The sequence below is a fragment of the Amycolatopsis sp. NPDC004169 genome (assembly GCF_040610315.1).
Classification (GTDB): domain Bacteria; phylum Actinomycetota; class Actinomycetes; order Mycobacteriales; family Pseudonocardiaceae; genus Amycolatopsis.
This window is the reverse complement of sequence record NZ_JBEXMD010000003.1, coordinates 333,457-350,386: the sequence shown is the minus strand read 5'-3', so window position 1 is coordinate 350,386 and position 16,930 is coordinate 333,457. Positions and strand designations below refer to the sequence as shown.

The window sequence follows — 16,930 nt, the reverse complement described above, 5'->3', positions numbered from 1 at the left end:
GTGGAATTCTCCGAGCTCGCGGCCGGGATCCAGAACCACCGGTTCGACGGCTGGACCAACACCGCGATCGCCGACCAGATCACCCGGATGATCAACGGCGACGGCACCGGCAGCATCGGCACCGCCGTCGACGCGCTGAAGGCCGTCGCGACCGCGCTCGCCCACACCGACCAGACGCTGCGCGCGCAGCTGCTCGAGCTCGGCGTCGAATGGCAGAGCCAGGCCGGTGGCGCGGCCAGCCAGGTGTTCACCGAGCAAGCCGGGTTCTCCCAGGACGCCACCACGAAGGTCGCGCACGCCGCGGAAATGGTGTTCGAGCAGGGCGAGGCCTTCAACCGGACCAAGTACAAGCTGCCGGACGCCGAGACGGTCCGGAAGGGCGCGGGCGGCTTCACCCTCACCGACGGCCTGCTGAGCCTCATCGGCTTCGAGACCGACCACGCCCAGCAGGTCCAAGCCGCGAACGACGCCAAAGCGCAGGCGCAGCAGGCGCTGAACGAGTACGCGCAGCAGAGCGGCACGAACCTGCTCTCGACGCAGGCGCTGTCCGACCCCGAGTCGCTGAAGCTGGCCGCCCCGGGCATCGCGCCGGGCGTGCTGGACGTCGCCGGCGCCGCGGTCGCGGTGACGCCGGACGGCGGCGTGCGGCCCGCTTCGGACCGGGTCCGGTCGGTGCACGTCGACCCGCCGGTGGTGCAGCCGGTGTCCCACACCGTGCACGCCGACCCGCCGACCCCGGCCTACGGCGTCGCCGCCCAGCAGCCGGCCCGGTCCGCGCCGCAGCCGCCGCGCCAGACCGGCTCGGCCGGCTCAGCCGGTTCCGCCGGCGCGCCGCCCGCCCAGCACACCACGCCGAGCTCGTCGACGACGCCGTCTGGCGCGAAACCCCCGGTCACCCAGCCCGGCCCGGGCTGGAGCCACGTCCCCGGCCGCGGCACGTCCGGCAGCGACCCCGGCGGCCACTTCACCCCCGGTCCGGGCGCCGGCGGCCAGGGCGACCCGTTCGTCCCGCCGGGCGCGCCCGGCGCCCAGCCGCCCGGCTCGGCCCCGGCCACCACGCCGATCAAGTCGCTCGGCGGCAGCGGCGGTGGTGGTGGCGGTGGTGGTGGCGGCACGTCCGGTGGCTGGACCGGCATCGAAGGCTCCACCGGCCGCAGCCCGGACGGCCTGCTCGGCAAGGGCCGCACGGTCGGCGCGATGCCGCAGGCCCCGCTCCAGCCCGGCCAGTACACCGGCGAACGCAGCCTGCCGGTCAAGCCCGGTGCGACCCCGGGCGACGTCGGCGCCGGGGCGGCGGCGATCGGCGCGGGCGTGGCCGGCGGCGCCCTGAGCGGTGACAAGGAGCGCCTGCGGCGGGAGAAGAGCGGTCCGACCGGCCCGGTGCGGCCGTTGCCGGTCGGCGAGCTGCCCGAGGAAGAAGCCGTCGCGCTGCGCAAGTCCGAGCAGATCAGCCCGAAGCAGAAGCCCGGCGAGCCGCGGTTCCTGTCCGAGGCGGCCCCGCAGGAGGAGGACGCCGAACACGTCCGCCGCTACGGCGTCGACGACCAGGACCTGTTCGCCGACCAGCGGATGGTTTCCCCCGACGTGCTCGGCGACCACGGCCGGGACGGGCGCTGACGTGTCGCTTGTCCTGTCGGCCCTGGAGTTCGACGTGCTCTGGGAATCGTTCGACCTGCCCCGGCGGCACGTCGCGCTGGACGTGCCGAGCGAAGGAACCACCCGCGCCGAGCGGCTCGAGCTGATCGAGTCGGCGTGGGCGTCGCTGGCCGAGCGGCGCCTGGCCCGCAACCGGCGGCCGTCCGGCGAGCTGGCCGACCTGCTGCACCTGCTGGCGCGCCCGCAGTTCGGCATCGACGTGTGGGTGTGGGCCGAACGCGAGATCCGCGGCCGCGCGGTCAGCCTGCGCGGCCAGGCGGTGCTGGCGGTCGTGGACCACGGCGAGGTCTGGCTGATCCCGGCCACCGAGGACGGCCTCGCCGAGGCGGCGGTCTCGGTGGCCGGCGACCTCGGCCCGGGCATCGGCCAGACGGTCAGCCTGCCCTACGACGTCGTGAAGTCCGCCGACGCGGCGGCGAAGGGCGACGCGAAAGCGCTGGTCACGGCGCTGGAGGATCGCAAGGTGCCGCTGTTCCAGGCCCAGGAGCTCTCCGGCATGCTGCTGGGCCAGGAGGCCCGCGGCCAGTTCGGCGTGGAACGCACCTCGCGCGACGGCGTCGTGCACCGGGCGGGCCGGGTGGTGGCGTTCTTCGACACGGACGCGGGCCGCTACCTGTTCCAGGTGGCCCGCGACGGCGACGGTCGCGAGTGGGCCACCGTCACCCCGGCCGACAACGCGCTGCTGGCCACCCGGATCCGCGAGCTGGCGGCGGAGGCCTGAACCCCGCTGGGGTGGAAGTTGGCGGAGATCCGTACCCGCGTCTCCGGCGAAGTCATAAAGTATGCGCGGGAACCGTCCCGGTCGTGACGACGTCCGATCGGACGGAGACGAGTTTTCCGAAGGGGATGACGAACCGTGCCTGTCTACGACCCGGAGTCGATGGCCATCGCGGCCCGCCAGGTGGAGAAGCTGAAGGACGAGTTCGAAAAGTCCAAGCAGAAGGTCACCGGCCTGGACCACGAGAAGGAAAGCCCCTTCGGCGGAATGGACGAAACGGGCGACGCGCACGGCGCGGTCGGCAAGTTCAAGGACGGCGTGCACAACCAGTTCGACGCCGCGGGCAAGCACATGGAGGCGCTGGGGTTCGCCATGCGCAGGGCCGCCGGCCTCATCGCGGAAACCGACCAGGTCGGCGCCAGCGATCTGCAACTGCACGTCGACAAGTAAGTGAGCAGGGGGCACCACAGTGGGTTTGAACGGGGGCGGCGCCGGAACGCCGGACAACTGGGAAGCCTTCATGAAGAAGGTCGACCAGGTCGAAAAGGTCGATCTGGGCAAAATCACCGCGGCGGCCGCGCAGTTCCGCGAGGCGGGCAAGAACGCCGGTGACCACAACGCTTCCCTGAAAAGCTCCACCGACGCCCTGGACGCGCAGGTGTGGGCCGGCCCGGCGGCGGACCAGTTCTTCCAGTACGTCCGCCAGGTCCGCGACGCCGGCACCAAGGTGCAGACCCACCTCGAAGACGTCGCCAAGGACCTCGACGATCTCGCGAAGTCCCTCGAACAGATCAAGAAGAACGTCGGGGACAAGCAGCTGGCCGCGGAAAAGGCGGTCAACGAGCGCAACGCGACGGCCGAGACCCAGATCAACAACGCGCTGGCCGCGGCGAAGAAGGCCCACGACGAAGGAAAGCCGGGCCCGAGCCCGAGCGCCGAGCAGATCCTGGCCACGGCGAAGACGGACATCCACAACATCACGGCGGGTTTCGACGGCGACGTGACGGGCCTGCAAACCCAGGCGGACACGGCGATCAAGGCCTCCCAGAAGCTGATGTCCCAGCAGATCGAGGGCGGCTACGACCAGGTCCCGCTGCCGAGCAGCTCGGCAGCGGTCCCGAGGAGCACGGGCGGCATCCACAGCAACGGCGCCTCCCACCACGGCGGCGGAGGCGGCGGTGGGGGCGGCGGCGGAGGCGGTGGCGGTGGCGGCGGCCTCGGCCCGAGCGGCGGCCCGCCTTCTTCACCGCCGCCGGGGAACGTCCAGCAGTGGATCCAGGAGGCGATGAAGGCCCTGCAGGCCGCGGGAATCCCGGTGACGGACGCGGACATCCCGAAGATCTGGGCGATCATCCAGCACGAGTCGGGCGGAAATCCGAACGCCATCAACAACTGGGACTGCGTGCCGCTGGACACGCAGATCCTGACCAGGCGCGGCCTGCTGAAGCACGACGCGGTCGAGGTCGGCGACGAGACGATCGGCTACAACCCGGCGACCGGGTGCAGCGAGTGGACGCGGATCACGCGGGTCGTCCACCACGAAGACGCCGAGCTGGTCCGGATGCGCAACTCGCGGTGGCAGGCGACCACCACCCCCAACCACCGCTGGCTCAACCTCCCGCGGGTCAGTGCCGGCCGCACCGATCTGCCGGTGGTCTGCCCGGAGTGCGGGTGGGAGCCGCGGGCGGCGCGGCAGCCGGCCAACGGCGTCGCGGTGCACCGGCGCAAGAAGCACGGCTTCACTTCGCCGAAGCAGGAGCACCACTACGCGACCGAGGCCCGTTTCGTCACCACCGAGGAGGTCCGGTCGCGCGATCGGATCCTCCTCGCCGCGCCGGCCGCGACCGAATCGTCGCTGGACATCAGCGTTGCCGAAGCGGCCATCCTCGGGTGGATCGCCGGGGACGGTGACGTCGATTCGCGCCGGCACCGCCCGACCATGTCCATCGCGCAGTCGAAGCCCGAGATGGTGGCGAAGCTCCGGAAGCTCCTCGACGGCGTGCCGCACGCGCTGTACGTCGACGACCGGGGAGGCTGCGGGCCCCGGCACCAGTTCCGGCTGGACCACGACTACGCCCAGGACCTGCTGGCGCGCGCCGGGCATCCCCGCTCCGACGCGGTCGCTCAGGTGCTGGCCATGTCCGGCGAACAGCGCGAGGCGTGGCTCGAAGCCATCACCGACGCCGAGGGCACGCGGTACCTGCGGCCGGGTTATTCGCAGCCGCAGGTCGTCATCTACCAGGCACCCGGTGCCGTCCTCGACGCCATCGCGCTGGCCGGTTACCTGTCCGGAGCCCGGCCCCGGGTGCTTCCCGTGGCGCGGAAGGACCAGCCGGAGACCTGGCAGCCGGAATTCGCCGTGCACCTGAACAACCCGATCGTCACCGGCGCCTTCCTGAATAAGGAAGCCGCCGGGCGGGGTGACGTCTGGTGCGTGACCACGGAGCTGGGCACGTGGACGGCCCAGGAAGGTGATCACCTCTTCCTGACCGGCAACTCCAATGCGGCCGCCGGGCACCCGTCCAAGGGGCTCATGCAGTGCATCGACTCCACGTTCAACGCCCACAAGCTGCCCGGCCACGACAACATCTACAACCCGGTCGACAACATCATCGCCGGGGTCCGGTACTCCTTCGACCGGTACGGCAGCCTCGACAACGTGCCCGGCATCAAGGCCATGGCCCACGGTGGTGCCTACCGCGGCTACTAGCCTGGCCCCATGGCCGACCTCGGAGCTTTCGCCGGTCCCGCGCTGCGGGCCGGCGTGCCGCCCTTCCACGTCATGGACGTCCTCTCCGCGGCCGGTGCCCGGCAGCGCAGTCACGGTGATCTCGTGTCGCTCGCGGCCGGGCAGCCGTCCGCTCCGGCGCCGCAGCCCGTGCTCGACGCCGCCCAGGAAGCGCTGCAGAAGAGCACCCTCGGGTACACCGAACAGCTCGGCATCCCCGAGCTGCGCGAGGCCGTCGCCGGGCACTACCGGAAGCGGTACGACGTCGATGTCCAAGCGCACGACGTCGTCCTGACCACCGGGTCGTCCGGCGGGTTCCTGCTCGCCTTCCTCAGCGCCTTCGACCCCGGTGCCAAGGTCGCCATGGCGCGGCCCGGCTACCCGGCCTACCGCAACCTGCTCTCCGTCCTCGGCTGCGAGGTCGTCGAGTTCGCCACCACCGCGGAAACCAACTTCCAGCCGACCACAAAGCTGCTCGACGAGCTCGGCCCGATCGACGGCCTGATCGTCGCCAGCCCGAGCAACCCCACCGGGACCGTGCTGCCGCCGGGTGAGCTCGCCGCCATCACCGGCTGGTGCTCCTCCCACGGCGTCCAGCTGATCAGCGACGAGATCTACCACGGCATCTCCTACGGTGCCGAGCTCGACTGCGCGTGGCAGTACGGCCGCGAGCCGATCGTGCTGGGCAGCTTCTCGAAGTACTTCGCGATGACCGGCTGGCGGCTCGGCTGGATGCTCGCCCCGCAGCGGCTGCACCGCGCGATCGACGTCCTGACCGGCAACTTCACCATCTGCCCGCCCGCGGTCTCGCAGTACGCCGCCCTCGCCGCGTTCACGCCCGAGGCGTACGCGGAAGCCGACGCGCACGTCGAGCGGTACCGCGCCAACCGCGATCGCCTCTTCGCCGGCCTGCAGCGGATCGGGCTCGGCAAGCTCGCCCCGGCCGACGGGGCCTTCTACGCGTACGCCGACGTCAGCGCGTACACGCACGACAGCCTGAGCTGGTGCCAGCGGCTGCTCGCCGACACCGGGCTCGCCATCACCCCCGGCGTCGACTTCGACCCGGTCGACGGCGGGAAGTACGTGCGGTTCTCCTTCGCCGGCAGCGCCGAGGACATCGACGAAGGGGTCCGGCGCCTCGGGGACTGGCTGGCCAGGGGGAACCCTGAATAAACCCCGAACGTTGGCTCGCCGAGGGGAGTTTCACCGCGTCAGGTGGCACTGTGGAGTCATCGGGCCGGTGGGGCCACGGGGAAGAGTCGGAGGAGCCATGTTCTGGAAGATCGTCGGCGGCCTGATCGTCGCCTGGGTGGCGTTCATGGTGCTGGGCGCCGTGATCGGCTTCGTGTTCAAGGCAGTCCTGTGGATCGCCATCATCGGCGGCATCGCCTTCCTCGGCGCGGCCGGCTACAAGGCGATCACCGGTGGCAAGAAGGACCCGCGGCGGATCAACCGCTACTGAGGCGCTAGGGGATCCGCGCCACGCCGCCCAGCGCCGTCCAGTTGACCGGCGTCAGCGGCGCGAGGCGCGGCCCGTCCGGCCACCACAGGTGCGGTGCGGTCAGCCCGGGCTCGAGCAGGTCGAGGCCGTCGAAGAACGACGTGATCTCCTCGCGCGGCCGGTAGAGCGTGTCGAGCCCGATGCGGCCGAAGCGGTCCTGCATGGCGTTCGCGACGTCGGCCGCGTCGGAGCCGTCGCCCGGGTTGTGCTGGTGCAGCAGGAGCAGGTACGAGCCCGGCGCCAATGCGCCGACGTAGGACTTGACGACCTGCTGCGCCTGCTGGAGGTCGGCGATGTGGTCGACGACCCCGCTGAGCACGAGCCCGGCGGGCCGGTCGAAGTCGATGAACCGCGTGACCCCGGCGATCGTCTCGCCGGGGTTCAGCGGGTCGGTGCCGCAGACGTGCGTGAAGTCGTTGTCGACGAGCAAGGCGCGGCTGTGCGCCTCGACCACCGGGTCGTCGCCGACGTAGACGACGTGCGCCTCCGGGTTGTACTTCTGCGCGACCTGGTGGGTGTTCTCCGCGGCCGGGAAGCCGGAGCCGAGGTCGAGGAACTGGTCGACGCCCAGCCGCTCGGTCAGGTAGCGGACGGCGCGCACCTGCCACTGCCGCACTTCCCGCGCCATGGCCGGGGCTTCCGGCGCGATCGCCAGCAGCTGCCGCAGGACGGCCCGGTCGGGCTCGTAGTGGTTCTGCCCGCCCAGCAGCGCGTCGGTGACCCGCGCGAGGCTCGGCCGCTCGAAGTCGACGTTGGCCGACGGTCGTTCGCTCAGCGCCATGGACACCTACCGGGGAGTGTGGGGACGCCCAGCCTAGGTCATCGGGATCACGGCCGGTAGGCGACCGTGCGGTGCGGGTGAGTGTCAGTCGAGCCACGCACGGGCCGCGTCGGCGCCGTTCCACACGTGGGCACGGATGCCGACCGCCCGCGCGCCGTCCACATTGGACTCGCGGTCGTCGAAGAACAGGCAGTCGGCGGGCTCGGCGCCGAGTTCGTCCAGCAGCAGGCGGAAGATCTTCGCGTCCGGCTTGACGCAGCGGACGTCGCCCGAGAACAGCGTGACGCGGAAGTGCCGCGCCCAGTCCTGCGCGCGGACCCACTCGCCGAAGGCGACCGGCGCGTTCGAGAGCAGCGCCAGGTTCGCGCCCGCCTCGGAGAGGGCTTCGAGCAGCGCGGCCGACGACGGCTCCAGGTGGCCCCAGCCCTCGACGTCGATGCGGGTCAGCTCGGCCGACAGCGCTTCGTCGACCGGTGCGCCGACGGCGTTCCCGACCGCCTGCCAGTACTCGAGCGGAGTGCTGCCGGCGTCGTACGGGATGCGGTACTCCCAGTACGCCTCGAGGAACTCCGGCAGCGGCGCGCCCATCGCCGCGGCCAGGTCGGGCAGGGCGGCGCTCGGCTTGCTCAGCACGTCGCCGTAGTCGAACACGATCCAGTTCATCGGTCCCCCGGGTTCTCAGGCGCCGGTCTTGATCCGGCGCAGGGCTTCTTCGACGTCGGTCGCGCTCAGGTCCCGGTGGGTGACGAACCGGACCTTGCCCGCCATCGGCACCGCGCGGACGCCGAGCGAGTCCAGCCAGGCCAGTGCGGTCGGGATGTCGGGGACCTGGGCGAGCACGATGTTGGTGTCCGGCGCGTTGGTGGGCCAGCCGTATTCGCGCAGGCCGTCGGCGAGCCGCTGGGCGTTCTCGTGCGACTCGGCCAGCTCGGGGACGCGGTCGAGGGCGACCAGGCAGGCCGCGGCCAGTACGCCGCCCTGCCGGACGCCGCCGCCGAGCATCTGCCGCATCCGGCGGGCCCGCTCGACGAACGCCGCGCTGCCCGCGACGACCGAACCCACCGGCGCGCCGAGGCCCTTGCTGAAGCAGGCCGACACGGTGTCGACGCCGACGGTCAGCGCGGCGGGCGGCACTTCGAGCGCGACCGCGGCCTGCCACAGCCGGGCGCCGTCGAGGTGCACGGTCAGGCCCGCTTCCTTGGCGACCGACAGCAGCTGGGCGTGCTCGTCGGGCGGCGTCACCGCGCCGCCGGCCGCGTTGTGGGTGTTCTCCAGGCAGAGCAGCGATGTCCGTAATGTGAAGTACGGCCCGGGTTGTCCGATCGCGGCTGCGAGGGCGTCGGGCGAGGGACGGCCCGGGCCGCCGTCGTGCTCGAGGATGTCCGGCATGCCGCCGGCCAGCCACGCGGCCGAGCCCAGCTCGTTGGCCAGCACGTGCGCGCCGCGGGTGGCGAGGAACCGGTCGCCGCGCTGCAGGTGCAGGCTCAGCGCGATCAGGTTGGCCATCGTTCCGCTCGGCACCCAGAGCGCGGCCTGCATGCCCAGGACGTGCGCGGCCCGCTCCTCCAGCACGGCGACCGTCGGGTCGCGTTCGAGGACGTTGTCCCCGACCTCGGCGGAGGCCATCGCCGCCCGCATCGTGTCATCCGGCCGGGTGACGGTGTCGGAACGGAAGTCCAGGACAGGCGGGGCGAAGGTCACGTTGCGATCACATCACACCGACCGGAAGGGGATCAATGCGCCCTTGAGTGGTCGAACCCACCCGGTCCGTGCAACCGTGGACGCCCCTGATTCCGTCCTACCGGCCGGACGACGACAGAGCGGAGCACGACTGCGCGTGGACCAGCGCGACGAGCAGGAGTTCGCGGAGTACTTCGCCGCCAGGCGGGACGCCGTGCGCCGGACCGCGTACATGCTCTGCGGCGACTGGCACCGCGCGGACGACCTCGCGCAGACGGCGTTCGTGGCACTGCACCGGAGGTGGAAGAAGATCAGGGATCGCGCGGCGACCGACGCGTACGTCCGCAAGACGCTCGTCCGGGCGTCGATCGACGAGTCACGGCGCCCGTGGCGGCGCGAGTGGCAGACCGAGACGCTGCCGGAGCCCGCCGACGACACACCGGGTCTCGACGACCTGGTCGCGACCAGGGAAGACCTGCTCGCGGCGCTGAAGGAAGTGCCGCCCAAGCAGCGGGCGGTGCTGGTCATGCGGTTCTTCGAAGGGCTCGACGTGACCGGCGCGGCGCAGGCGCTGGGCTGCAGCGAAGGCAACGTCAAGAGCCAGACCGCCCGCGGGCTGGCGAACCTGAGGCAGGTCCTCGAACGGGAGGTGGAGACCAATGGATGAGCAGGAGCTGCGCTCGTTGTTCTCCGCCGCGCCCGGGGACACCCCCGAACCGTCGTTCAGCCAGGGTGACGTCGTCCGCGAATCCCGCCGCCAGACCGCCCGGCGCCGCAACCGGATCGCGGGCGGGGTGAGTGCCGCGGTGCTGGTCGTCGCCGGGTTCGGCGTGTACGGCCAGCTGTCCGGGAGCCTGCCGAAGTCGCTGACCGCGGCCGACAACGCCGTGCCCGTGCACTCCGGGCCCGGCGTCGTGCAACCAGGGGACGGCCCGATGCGTCCTGAAGTCGGTGGGGAGTCACCGAACTTCTCGTCCCAGCCACCTCAGCAGGGGGGTGCCGGGGACGGGAAGACCGGCCAGCTGGCCGAAGGCGCCTCCGGGTGCGAACAGGTGGACAGGGAGCTCGCCATCGCCCTCGCTGGCGAGCTCCCTGGCCACGTCTCCGACACCCAGGCCGTCCCGGGCGGCGCCTGTTCGACGGTGGCCCGGTCCGCCGGGTTCCCGGTCCCGGGCGGCGAAGTCGCCGCGGCGGTGTACCCGAAGGGCATCCCGGAGGTCTTCAAGTCCCAGCCGGCCGGTGCGGTCACGGCCCGGGCCGCCACCGCGTCCGGCGGGGTGCTGGTGCTGGTCAGCGTGCCTTCGGCGGGAACGGCGGCACCCTACGCGGGCGAGGTGGACCGGTTCGCGCGCGCTCTCGCGCCCCGCTTCTGAGCCCCGGGCCGCCCGGTTGGCAGAATGACCGGCCATGACCGCTGCGACCACCCCGAAGGGGGAGCGACGGCGCGCCGCGCTCGTCGAGGCCGCCGCGAAACTGCTCGTCGAGGGCGGGTTCGACGCCGTGCGGCACCGGGCCGTCGCCGAGCGGGCCGGCCTGCCGCTCGCGTCGACGACGTACTACTTCGACTCGCTGGAAGACCTGGTCACGGCGGCCGTCGAGCACCACTCGAACGCCGAGCTGGCCACCGGCCGTGCCCGGCTGGAGGAGCTCGCCACCCGCAACCGCGGCGTGCAGGCGACCGTCGACCTGGTGCTGGACATGCTGCTCGGCCCGGAGAGCGGTGACCCGGCGGCCGACGCCGAAGCCGTCCTCCTGCGGTACGAGCGGCTGGTCGCGACCGGCCGCCGCCCGTACCTGCGGCCGTTGATGCGGACGCTGTCGGCCCAGCTCAACGAGCTGCTGACGGAGATCTTCGCCCGCTCGGGCACGCCGGTCTCCGCGACCGAGCTGGAGCGGCTGGTCGCGCTGGTCGACGGCGCGGTCGTCAACGCGCTGATCGCGATCGACCCGGAGCCCCGCGCGGCGGCGGCCCGGATGCTGCAGGCGGCGCTGGAGCCGGCCGGTCAGGACCGCGTGCGCTGAGCCTTCTCCAGGTCGTCCTGGGCCTTGGTGACCAGGGCGAGCATGGCCTGCTCGGCGGCGGCCGGGTCGCCCGCGACGATCGCGTCGACCACCTTCCGGTGACTCGGCACCGGGTCCTCCGCGGTCGAGGCGCCGTGCACGACCTTGTCGCGCTCGGCGAGCCCGATCGCGATGATCCGTTCCATCCGCACCAGGAAGTTGTTGTGCGTGGCCGCCATCAGCCGCCGGTGGAAGGCGAGGTCGGCCTGGACGCTGGCCTCCGGATCGGCCCCGGCGACGGCCATGTCGTCGAGCGCCTCCCGCAGCGCCTCGACGTCTTCCTCGGTCGCCCGCCCGGCCGCGATCCGGGCGGCGGCGGGCTCGACGACCGCCCGCACCTCGGTGAGCTCGTCGAGCAACCCGGGATCGTCGGCGGCCGCGGTCTGCCAGCGCATGACGTCGGCGTCGAGCATGTTCCACTTCTCGCGCGGCTGGACGAAGGTGCCCCGCTTCTGCCGGGCGTCGATCATGCCCTTGGCGGCCAGGACCTTCAGGGCTTCGCGCAGCGCGGTGAGGCTGATGTCGAGCTCTTCGCGCAGCGCGGGCAGGTCCAAGACGGTGCCCTCGCCCCACTCGTCGGAGAGGATCCGGCTGGCCAGCGCCTCGACGGTCTGGCCGTGCAACCCGCGTGGCCGGTGTTCGGTCAATGGAGGGCCCTCTCAGCCGGCGGGTGTTGACCGCATTATGGATGCCGGATCACGGCAGGGAAACCGGCAGCACGAACGTCGGCGACCCCGTCGGGTAGTACCGCAGTTCCGCCTCGCCGGACGCGGTCAGGGTGAACGCGGTGATCGCGTCCTCGGACTGCGCCGCCACGTAACAGGTCCCGTCCACCAGCGCGAAGTGCCGCGGGTTCTTGCCGCACGGCTGGTCCGCCACCGCCGCCGCCTCGTCCAGGGCGAACTCCGTGACGCAGTCCGGGCCCCGGTTCGACACGTACATCCGCGAGTCGGCCAGTTCCAGGTGGGCCACCAGGTTCGGCTGCACCGGCGACAGCGTCGACGGCGTCGACGCGACCACCTCGAACGCGCCCGGGGCCTTCTCGCGGACCGTCACCAGCGTCCCGGCCAGCTCGCCGACCACGTACGCCAGGTCCGTGCCCGGACGGCGCACCAGCTGGCGCGGTCCCGTCCCCGGCGGCAGCGACGACACCGCGAGCGGTTCGAGGGAACCCGACGGCGTCAGCGTGTAGCTGCGGATTTCGTCGGTGCCGAGGTCGACCGCGCTCACCACGGATCCGTCCTCGGAGGGGACGGCCATGTGGACGTGCGCGGCCTCCTGGCGGTCGGTGACCGGGCCGCTGCCGCTGTGCTGCACCAGCGCCGTCCGCGACACCAGCGCGCCGGACTCGGACAGCGAGAACACCGCCACGCTGCCGCCGGTGTAGTTGGCGCACAACAGGAACCGGCCGTCCGGCGTCACCGCCAGGTGGCACGGGTGCGCGCCGCCCGTCTCCGCCGTGCCCAGCACCGAAAGCCGGCCCGACGGCTCGATGGCCAGCGCCGTCACGCCGCCGTCCGCGGTCTCGTTGGCCGCGTACAGCACCGGCAACGCCGGGTGGCGCACCAGCCACGACGGCGATTCCAGCGGCAGCGAAGCCACTTCGCGCAGTGAGCCGGACGGGGACCGCGAGAGCGTGGTGATCCCGGTGCCGTTCCCCGCGTCGCCGGTGTAGCACCCGACGAAGACCAGCTCAGCCATGCGCGCTCCTCAACAGCGTCTCGACCCGGGCGGCGATCTCCGCGGCGGTGCCGCGGGTCAGCGCCGAGCCGATCCCGCAGGCGACCGCACCCGCCGAGAGCCAGCCTGGCACGTCCTCGGGGCCGATGCCGCCGGTGGGTACCAAGGGCGCCTGCGGCAGCGCGGCCCGCACGTCCGCCACCCACGACGGGCCCAGCGCCGCCGCCGGGAACACCTTCACCGCGTCGGCGCCTTCCTCCAGCGCGCGCACGATTTCGGTCACCGAACCGGCGCCCGGCAGGGCCGCCGCGCCGTACCGGTGCGCGGTCCGGATCACCGCGGCGTCCACCGAAGGCGACACCAGGAACCGGGCGCCCGCGCGGATCGCCAGCACCGCGGACGTCTCGTCGAGCACCGTGCCCGCCCCGATCGTCGCCTCCGGGTACGCGGCCGCGAGCCCGGAGATCGCGTCGAGCGCACCGGGGTTCGTCAGCGGTAGCTCGATCGAGCGCAACCCGGCTTCGAGGGCCGCGCGGGCGGCCTCCACCGCGGACTCCGCGTCGTGCGTGCGCACGATTCCGACGACTCCCTGGCGCACCGCCTCGGCCATGATCTCCCACCGGTAGCTCATAACCCCAGGTTACCTTGGCAGTTCTTAAATTAGGATTTATTCTGGCTTCGGGAAGGGAGCGGCGATGCCGACAGCGGTGGTGACCGGAGCGGCGTCCGGGATCGGGGCGGCGACCGCGCGGAAGCTCGTCGACGACGGCTACCGCGTGCTGGGCGTCGATGTCGCCGAACTGCCCGAAGGGGTCACGCCGATCCGCGGTTCGGTGAGCGACGAAGCGACCTGGGCCGGCATCGGCGAAGTGGACGCCCTGGTCAGCAACGCCTACACCCCCAGCACCGGGCCGCTGCACGAGCTCGGCCTCGCCGAGTGGCAGCGCCAGCTCGACGTCAACCTGACCGGCACCTACCTCGCGGTGAAGGCGTGCCTGCCGTCGCTGCGGGAACGGCGGGGCGCGATCGTCCTCGTCTCTTCGGTGCACGCGCACTTCGGCCTGCCGGGTCACCCGGCCTACGCAGCCAGCAAGGGCGCGCTCGTCGCGCTCGCCCGGCAGCTGGCCGTCGAGTACGCCCCCGAGGTGCGGGTGAACTCCGTGCTGCCGGGGCCCGTGCTCACCCAGGCATGGGACCGCATCCCGCCCGAAGACCGCGAACGCAGCGCGCGGGCGACGCCTGCCGGCCGGCTCGGCCGGCCGGAGGAGGTCGCGGACGTGATCGCGTTCCTGCTCTCGGCCGCCGCGTCGTTCGTCACCGGGGCCGAGCTGACCGTCGACGGCGGCTGGTCCGCCGCCAAGGATTCCGCGTAGAAACGGGGCACCCGCGTGAAGATCACCGCCGTCGAGACGTTCCTGGTCGCCCCGCGCTGGCTGTTCGTCAAGGTCAGCACGGACGAGGGGATCAGCGGCTGGGGCGAGCCGGTGGTCGAGGGCCGCGCGGAGACCGTCCGCGCGGCCGTGCACGAGCTCTCCGAGCTGCTCGTCGGCCAGGACCCGCTGCGCATCGAGGACCACTGGCAGGTGTTGCGGCGCGGCGGTTTCTACCGCGGTGGCCCGGTGCTCTCCAGCGCGCTCGCCGGCTACGACCAGGCGCTGTGGGACATCGCGGGCAAGGTCCGCGACGCGCCCGTGCACGAGCTGCTCGGCGGGCCGGTCCGCGACCGCGTCCGGGTCTACAGCTGGGTCGGCGGCGACCGCCCGGCCGGCATCCGCGAAGCGGTGGCCGCGCAGGTCGAGGCCGGGTTCACCGCGGTGAAGATGAACGTCGCCGGGCCGCTGACGGCGATCGCGTCCCCGGCCGAGGCCGACGCGGCGGTGGCCCGTGCGTGGGAAGCGCGGGAGGCGCTGGGCCCGCACCGCGACCTCGCCATCGACTTCCACGGCCGCGTCTCGCCCGCGATGGCGCGCCGGCTCGTGCGGCTGCTGGAGGACGTGCAGCCGATGTTCGTCGAGGAGCCGGTGCTGCCGGAGCTCCAGGGTGACGCGCTGCGCTCGGTCGTCGAAGCGTCCACTGTGCCGATCGCGCTCGGCGAGCGGCTCTACTCGCGCTGGGAGTTCAAGCCGGTGCTCGACGCCGGCGTCGCGGTGGTCCAGCCCGACCCGTCGCACGCCGGTGGCATCTCGGAGCTGCGGCGGATCGGGGCGCTGGCCGAGGTCTACGGCGCTTCGCTGGCGCCGCACTGCCCGCTCGGCCCGATTTCGCTGGCGGCGTCGCTGCAGGTCGCCTTCGCGACGCCGAACTTCCTGATCCAGGAACAAAGCCTGGGCATGCACTACCACGAGGGTCGCGAGCACGAGTACCTCGCCGACCCGTCGGTCTTCGCCTTCCGGGACGGCTACGCGGCCCGCCCGCTCGGGCCCGGCCTCGGCATCGAGGTCGACGAAGCCGCCGTGCGCCGCGCCGACGAGCTCGGGCACACCTGGCGCTCACCGGTGTGGCGGCACGACGACGGGAGCTTCGCCGAGTGGTGAAACCCCGGACCACTACCGCGCTGACCTGCGCAGGTAGGGTGAAGGCGTGACGGACAAGCCCCGCATTCCGAACGTGCTCGCCGCCCGCTACGCCTCGGCGGAGCTGGTCTCGCTCTGGTCGCCGGAGCAGAAGGTCGTCCTGGAACGGCAGCTGTGGCTCGCCGTGCTCAAGGCGCAGAAGGACCTCGGCGTCGAGGTGCCGGACGGCGTCGTCGAGGCGTACGAGCGCGTGCTGGAAGACGTGCGGCTGGACTCGATCGCGGCCCGCGAGCGCGTCACCCGCCACGACGTGAAGGCGCGGATCGAGGAGTTCAGCGACCTCGCCGGCCACGAACACATCCACAAGGGCATGACCTCGCGCGACCTCACGGAGAACGTCGAGCAGCTGCAGCTGCTCCGGTCGCTGGAGCTGGTCCGCACGCGCGTCGCCACCGTGCTCGCCCGGCTGGCCGCCCTCGCCGTCGAGCACGCCGACACCGTCATGGCCGGGCGCTCGCACAACGTCGCCGCGCAGGCCACCACCCTCGGCAAGCGGTTCGCCACGGCGGCCGACGAGCTGCTGGTCGCCTTCGAGCGGCTCGACAACCTCATCGAGCGCTACCCGCTGCGCGGCATCAAGGGCCCGGTCGGCACCGCGCAGGACATGCTCGACCTGCTCGGCGACGAGTCCACTTTGGACCAGCTGGAAGACCGCGTGACGCAGCACCTCGGCTTCAACCGGCGGTTCGTCAGCGTCGGCCAGGTGTACCCGCGCTCGCTCGACTTCGACGTGCTGTCCACTGTGGTCCAGCTCGCCGCGGCGCCGTCCAGCCTGGCCAAGACGATCCGGCTGATGGCGGGCCACGAGCTGGTCACCGAGGGCTTCAAGCCCGGCCAGGTCGGCTCGTCCGCCATGCCGCACAAGATGAACACCCGCTCGTGCGAGCGCGTCAACGGCCTCGCCGTCGTGCTGCGCGGCTACCTGTCGATGATCGGCGAGCTGGCCGGCGACCAGTGGAACGAGGGTGACGTCTCCGACTCCGTCGTCCGCCGGGTCGCGCTGCCGGACGCCTTCTTCGCGCTCGACGGCCTGCTGGAGACCTTCCTCACGGTGCTCGCCGAGTTCGGCGCCTTCCCGGCGGTGATCGAGCGTGAGCTGGACCGCTATCTGCCGTTCCTGACCACGACGAAGGTGCTCATGGCCTCCGTCCGCGCCGGCGTCGGACGTGAGACGGCGCACGAAGCGATCAAGGAGCACGCCGTCGCCGTCGCGCTCGAGATGCGCGAAGGCCGCGCCGACAACGACCTCCTCGACCGGTTCGCCGCCGACGAGCGCATCCCGCTCGACCGCGGTGAGCTGGACAAACTCCTCGCCGACCGGATCTCGTTCACCGGAACGGCCGGGCGGCAGGTCACGCAGGTGGCCGAGCGCGTCGCCGAGGTCCTCGAGCGGTTCCCCGAGGCCGCGGGGTACGTGCCGCAGCCGATCCTGTGAGCTGACGCACGAGTCCACGGACTGGAACGAATCCACACGAACGGGCGAAATCCCTAATCTCGATCGCACGAAACCGGAGCGTCAGGACGTTTACCCAGTGACCTGACGTGCTTTCCT

General features: G+C 72.2%; 17 protein-coding genes and 2 pseudogenes. 13 read left to right on the top strand and 6 right to left on the bottom strand.

Going from position 1 to position 16,930, the window contains the following annotated elements; translation table 11 throughout:
- From ABZX11_RS06350 to ABZX11_RS06320, 7 genes and pseudogenes are all read left to right on the top strand, one after another.
- Positions 1-1,617: a hypothetical protein gene (locus tag ABZX11_RS06350; RefSeq protein ID WP_354910407.1), complete on the top strand. Its 1,617-nt coding sequence runs from the start codon at positions 1-3 to the stop codon at positions 1,615-1,617.
- Position 1,618: 1 nt separating this feature from the next.
- The gene (locus tag ABZX11_RS06345) at positions 1,619-2,377 is read left to right on the top strand and encodes an ESX secretion-associated protein EspG (RefSeq protein ID WP_176174091.1); all 759 of its coding nucleotides are present in this window, start codon (positions 1,619-1,621) and stop codon (positions 2,375-2,377) included.
- A 135-nt stretch (positions 2,378-2,512) separates the two neighbouring features.
- The gene (locus ABZX11_RS06340; protein ID WP_176174092.1) at positions 2,513-2,824 is read left to right on the top strand and encodes a hypothetical protein; all 312 of its coding nucleotides are present in this window, start codon (positions 2,513-2,515) and stop codon (positions 2,822-2,824) included.
- A gap of 70 nt (positions 2,825-2,894) precedes the next feature.
- A pseudogene (locus ABZX11_RS06335) lies at positions 2,895-3,152 on the top strand (WXG100 family type VII secretion target); the annotation flags it as partial.
- 1,716 nt (positions 3,153-4,868) lie between these two features.
- Positions 4,869-5,084, top strand: a pseudogene (locus ABZX11_RS06330) (transglycosylase SLT domain-containing protein); the annotation flags it as partial.
- A gap of 9 nt (positions 5,085-5,093) precedes the next feature.
- Complete coding sequence (locus tag ABZX11_RS06325) at positions 5,094-6,275, top strand: pyridoxal phosphate-dependent aminotransferase (protein ID WP_354910404.1); 1,182 nt, start codon at positions 5,094-5,096, stop codon at positions 6,273-6,275.
- Between the two features lie 97 nt (positions 6,276-6,372).
- Entirely contained in the window at positions 6,373-6,564 is a 192-nt protein-coding gene (locus tag ABZX11_RS06320) for a hypothetical protein (protein WP_003096028.1), read from the top strand.
- 4 nt (positions 6,565-6,568) lie between these two features.
- Here ABZX11_RS06320 and ABZX11_RS06315 read toward each other — a convergent pair whose 3' ends face one another.
- From ABZX11_RS06315 to ABZX11_RS06305, 3 genes are all read right to left on the bottom strand, one after another.
- Positions 6,569-7,384, bottom strand: coding sequence for an SAM-dependent methyltransferase (locus ABZX11_RS06315; protein ID WP_176178066.1), 816 nt, complete (start codon positions 7,382-7,384; stop codon positions 6,569-6,571).
- Positions 7,385-7,468: 84 nt separating this feature from the next.
- The gene (locus tag ABZX11_RS06310) at positions 7,469-8,047 is read right to left on the bottom strand and encodes an HAD family phosphatase (RefSeq protein WP_354910401.1); all 579 of its coding nucleotides are present in this window, start codon (positions 8,045-8,047) and stop codon (positions 7,469-7,471) included.
- A 15-nt stretch (positions 8,048-8,062) separates the two neighbouring features.
- A complete protein-coding gene (locus tag ABZX11_RS06305; RefSeq protein ID WP_176174095.1) occupies positions 8,063-9,085 on the bottom strand; it encodes a GntG family PLP-dependent aldolase in 1,023 nt (340 codons plus the stop codon).
- A gap of 136 nt (positions 9,086-9,221) precedes the next feature.
- Here ABZX11_RS06305 and ABZX11_RS06300 point away from each other — a divergent pair, with 136 nt between their 5' ends.
- The 3 genes from ABZX11_RS06300 to ABZX11_RS06290 are packed head-to-tail and all read left to right on the top strand — an operon-like array spanning position 9,222 to position 11,086.
- Positions 9,222-9,731, top strand: coding sequence for a SigE family RNA polymerase sigma factor (locus ABZX11_RS06300; protein ID WP_176174096.1), 510 nt, complete (start codon positions 9,222-9,224; stop codon positions 9,729-9,731).
- On the top strand, positions 9,724-10,437 hold the full coding sequence (locus ABZX11_RS06295; protein WP_176174097.1) for a hypothetical protein: 714 nt from the start codon (positions 9,724-9,726) through the stop codon (positions 10,435-10,437). The genes ABZX11_RS06300 and ABZX11_RS06295 overlap by 8 nt, the downstream gene beginning before the upstream one ends.
- Before the next feature lie 34 nt (positions 10,438-10,471).
- A complete protein-coding gene (locus ABZX11_RS06290; protein ID WP_176174098.1) occupies positions 10,472-11,086 on the top strand; it encodes a TetR family transcriptional regulator in 615 nt (204 codons plus the stop codon).
- Here ABZX11_RS06290 and ABZX11_RS06285 read toward each other — a convergent pair.
- From ABZX11_RS06285 to ABZX11_RS06275, 3 genes are read right to left on the bottom strand one after another with little or no spacing between them, the layout of a single operon-like run.
- On the bottom strand, positions 11,068-11,772 hold the full coding sequence (locus tag ABZX11_RS06285; RefSeq protein ID WP_354910397.1) for a FadR/GntR family transcriptional regulator: 705 nt from the start codon (positions 11,770-11,772) through the stop codon (positions 11,068-11,070). The two genes, ABZX11_RS06290 and ABZX11_RS06285, sit on opposite strands and share 19 nt — an antisense overlap.
- A 49-nt stretch (positions 11,773-11,821) precedes the next feature.
- Positions 11,822-12,826: a beta-propeller fold lactonase family protein gene (locus tag ABZX11_RS06280; protein ID WP_176174100.1), complete on the bottom strand. Its 1,005-nt coding sequence runs from the start codon at positions 12,824-12,826 to the stop codon at positions 11,822-11,824.
- Entirely contained in the window at positions 12,819-13,436 is a 618-nt protein-coding gene (locus ABZX11_RS06275) for a bifunctional 4-hydroxy-2-oxoglutarate aldolase/2-dehydro-3-deoxy-phosphogluconate aldolase (protein WP_354910394.1), read from the bottom strand. The genes ABZX11_RS06280 and ABZX11_RS06275 overlap by 8 nt, the downstream gene beginning before the upstream one ends.
- Positions 13,437-13,500: 64 nt before the next feature.
- On the opposite strand from ABZX11_RS06275, the gene ABZX11_RS06270 reads away from it, so the two are divergent.
- The 3 genes from ABZX11_RS06270 to purB are packed head-to-tail and all read left to right on the top strand — an operon-like array spanning position 13,501 to position 16,813.
- Positions 13,501-14,178 (top strand): SDR family oxidoreductase, encoded by a 678-nt coding sequence (locus ABZX11_RS06270; RefSeq protein WP_176174102.1) that lies wholly within the window; start codon positions 13,501-13,503, stop codon positions 14,176-14,178.
- Between the two features lie 15 nt (positions 14,179-14,193).
- A complete protein-coding gene (gene dgoD, locus ABZX11_RS06265) occupies positions 14,194-15,339 on the top strand; it encodes a galactonate dehydratase (RefSeq protein WP_354910391.1) in 1,146 nt (381 codons plus the stop codon).
- Positions 15,340-15,385: 46 nt separating this feature from the next.
- Entirely contained in the window at positions 15,386-16,813 is a 1,428-nt protein-coding gene (gene purB / locus ABZX11_RS06260) for an adenylosuccinate lyase (RefSeq protein ID WP_176174104.1), read from the top strand.
- Positions 16,814-16,930: the final 117 nt, after the last annotated feature.

Bases quoted from the DNA above. Each gene is read 5' to 3' on its own strand.
- ABZX11_RS06275 (WP_354910394.1), bottom strand. From the start codon at position 13,436: ATGAGCTACCGGTGGGAGATCATGGCCGAGGCGGTGCGCCAGGGAGTC.
- ABZX11_RS06315 (WP_176178066.1), bottom strand. From the start codon at position 7,384: ATGGCGCTGAGCGAACGACCGTCGGCCAACGTCGACTTCGAGCGGCCG.
- ABZX11_RS06295 (WP_176174097.1), top strand. From the start codon at position 9,724: ATGGATGAGCAGGAGCTGCGCTCGTTGTTCTCCGCCGCGCCCGGGGAC.
- ABZX11_RS06325 (WP_354910404.1), top strand. From the start codon at position 5,094: ATGGCCGACCTCGGAGCTTTCGCCGGTCCCGCGCTGCGGGCCGGCGTG.
- ABZX11_RS06280 (WP_176174100.1), bottom strand. From the start codon at position 12,826: ATGGCTGAGCTGGTCTTCGTCGGGTGCTACACCGGCGACGCGGGGAAC.
- ABZX11_RS06310 (WP_354910401.1), bottom strand. From the start codon at position 8,047: ATGAACTGGATCGTGTTCGACTACGGCGACGTGCTGAGCAAGCCGAGC.
- ABZX11_RS06290 (WP_176174098.1), top strand. From the start codon at position 10,472: ATGACCGCTGCGACCACCCCGAAGGGGGAGCGACGGCGCGCCGCGCTC.
- ABZX11_RS06270 (WP_176174102.1), top strand. From the start codon at position 13,501: ATGCCGACAGCGGTGGTGACCGGAGCGGCGTCCGGGATCGGGGCGGCG.
- ABZX11_RS06320 (WP_003096028.1), top strand. From the start codon at position 6,373: ATGTTCTGGAAGATCGTCGGCGGCCTGATCGTCGCCTGGGTGGCGTTC.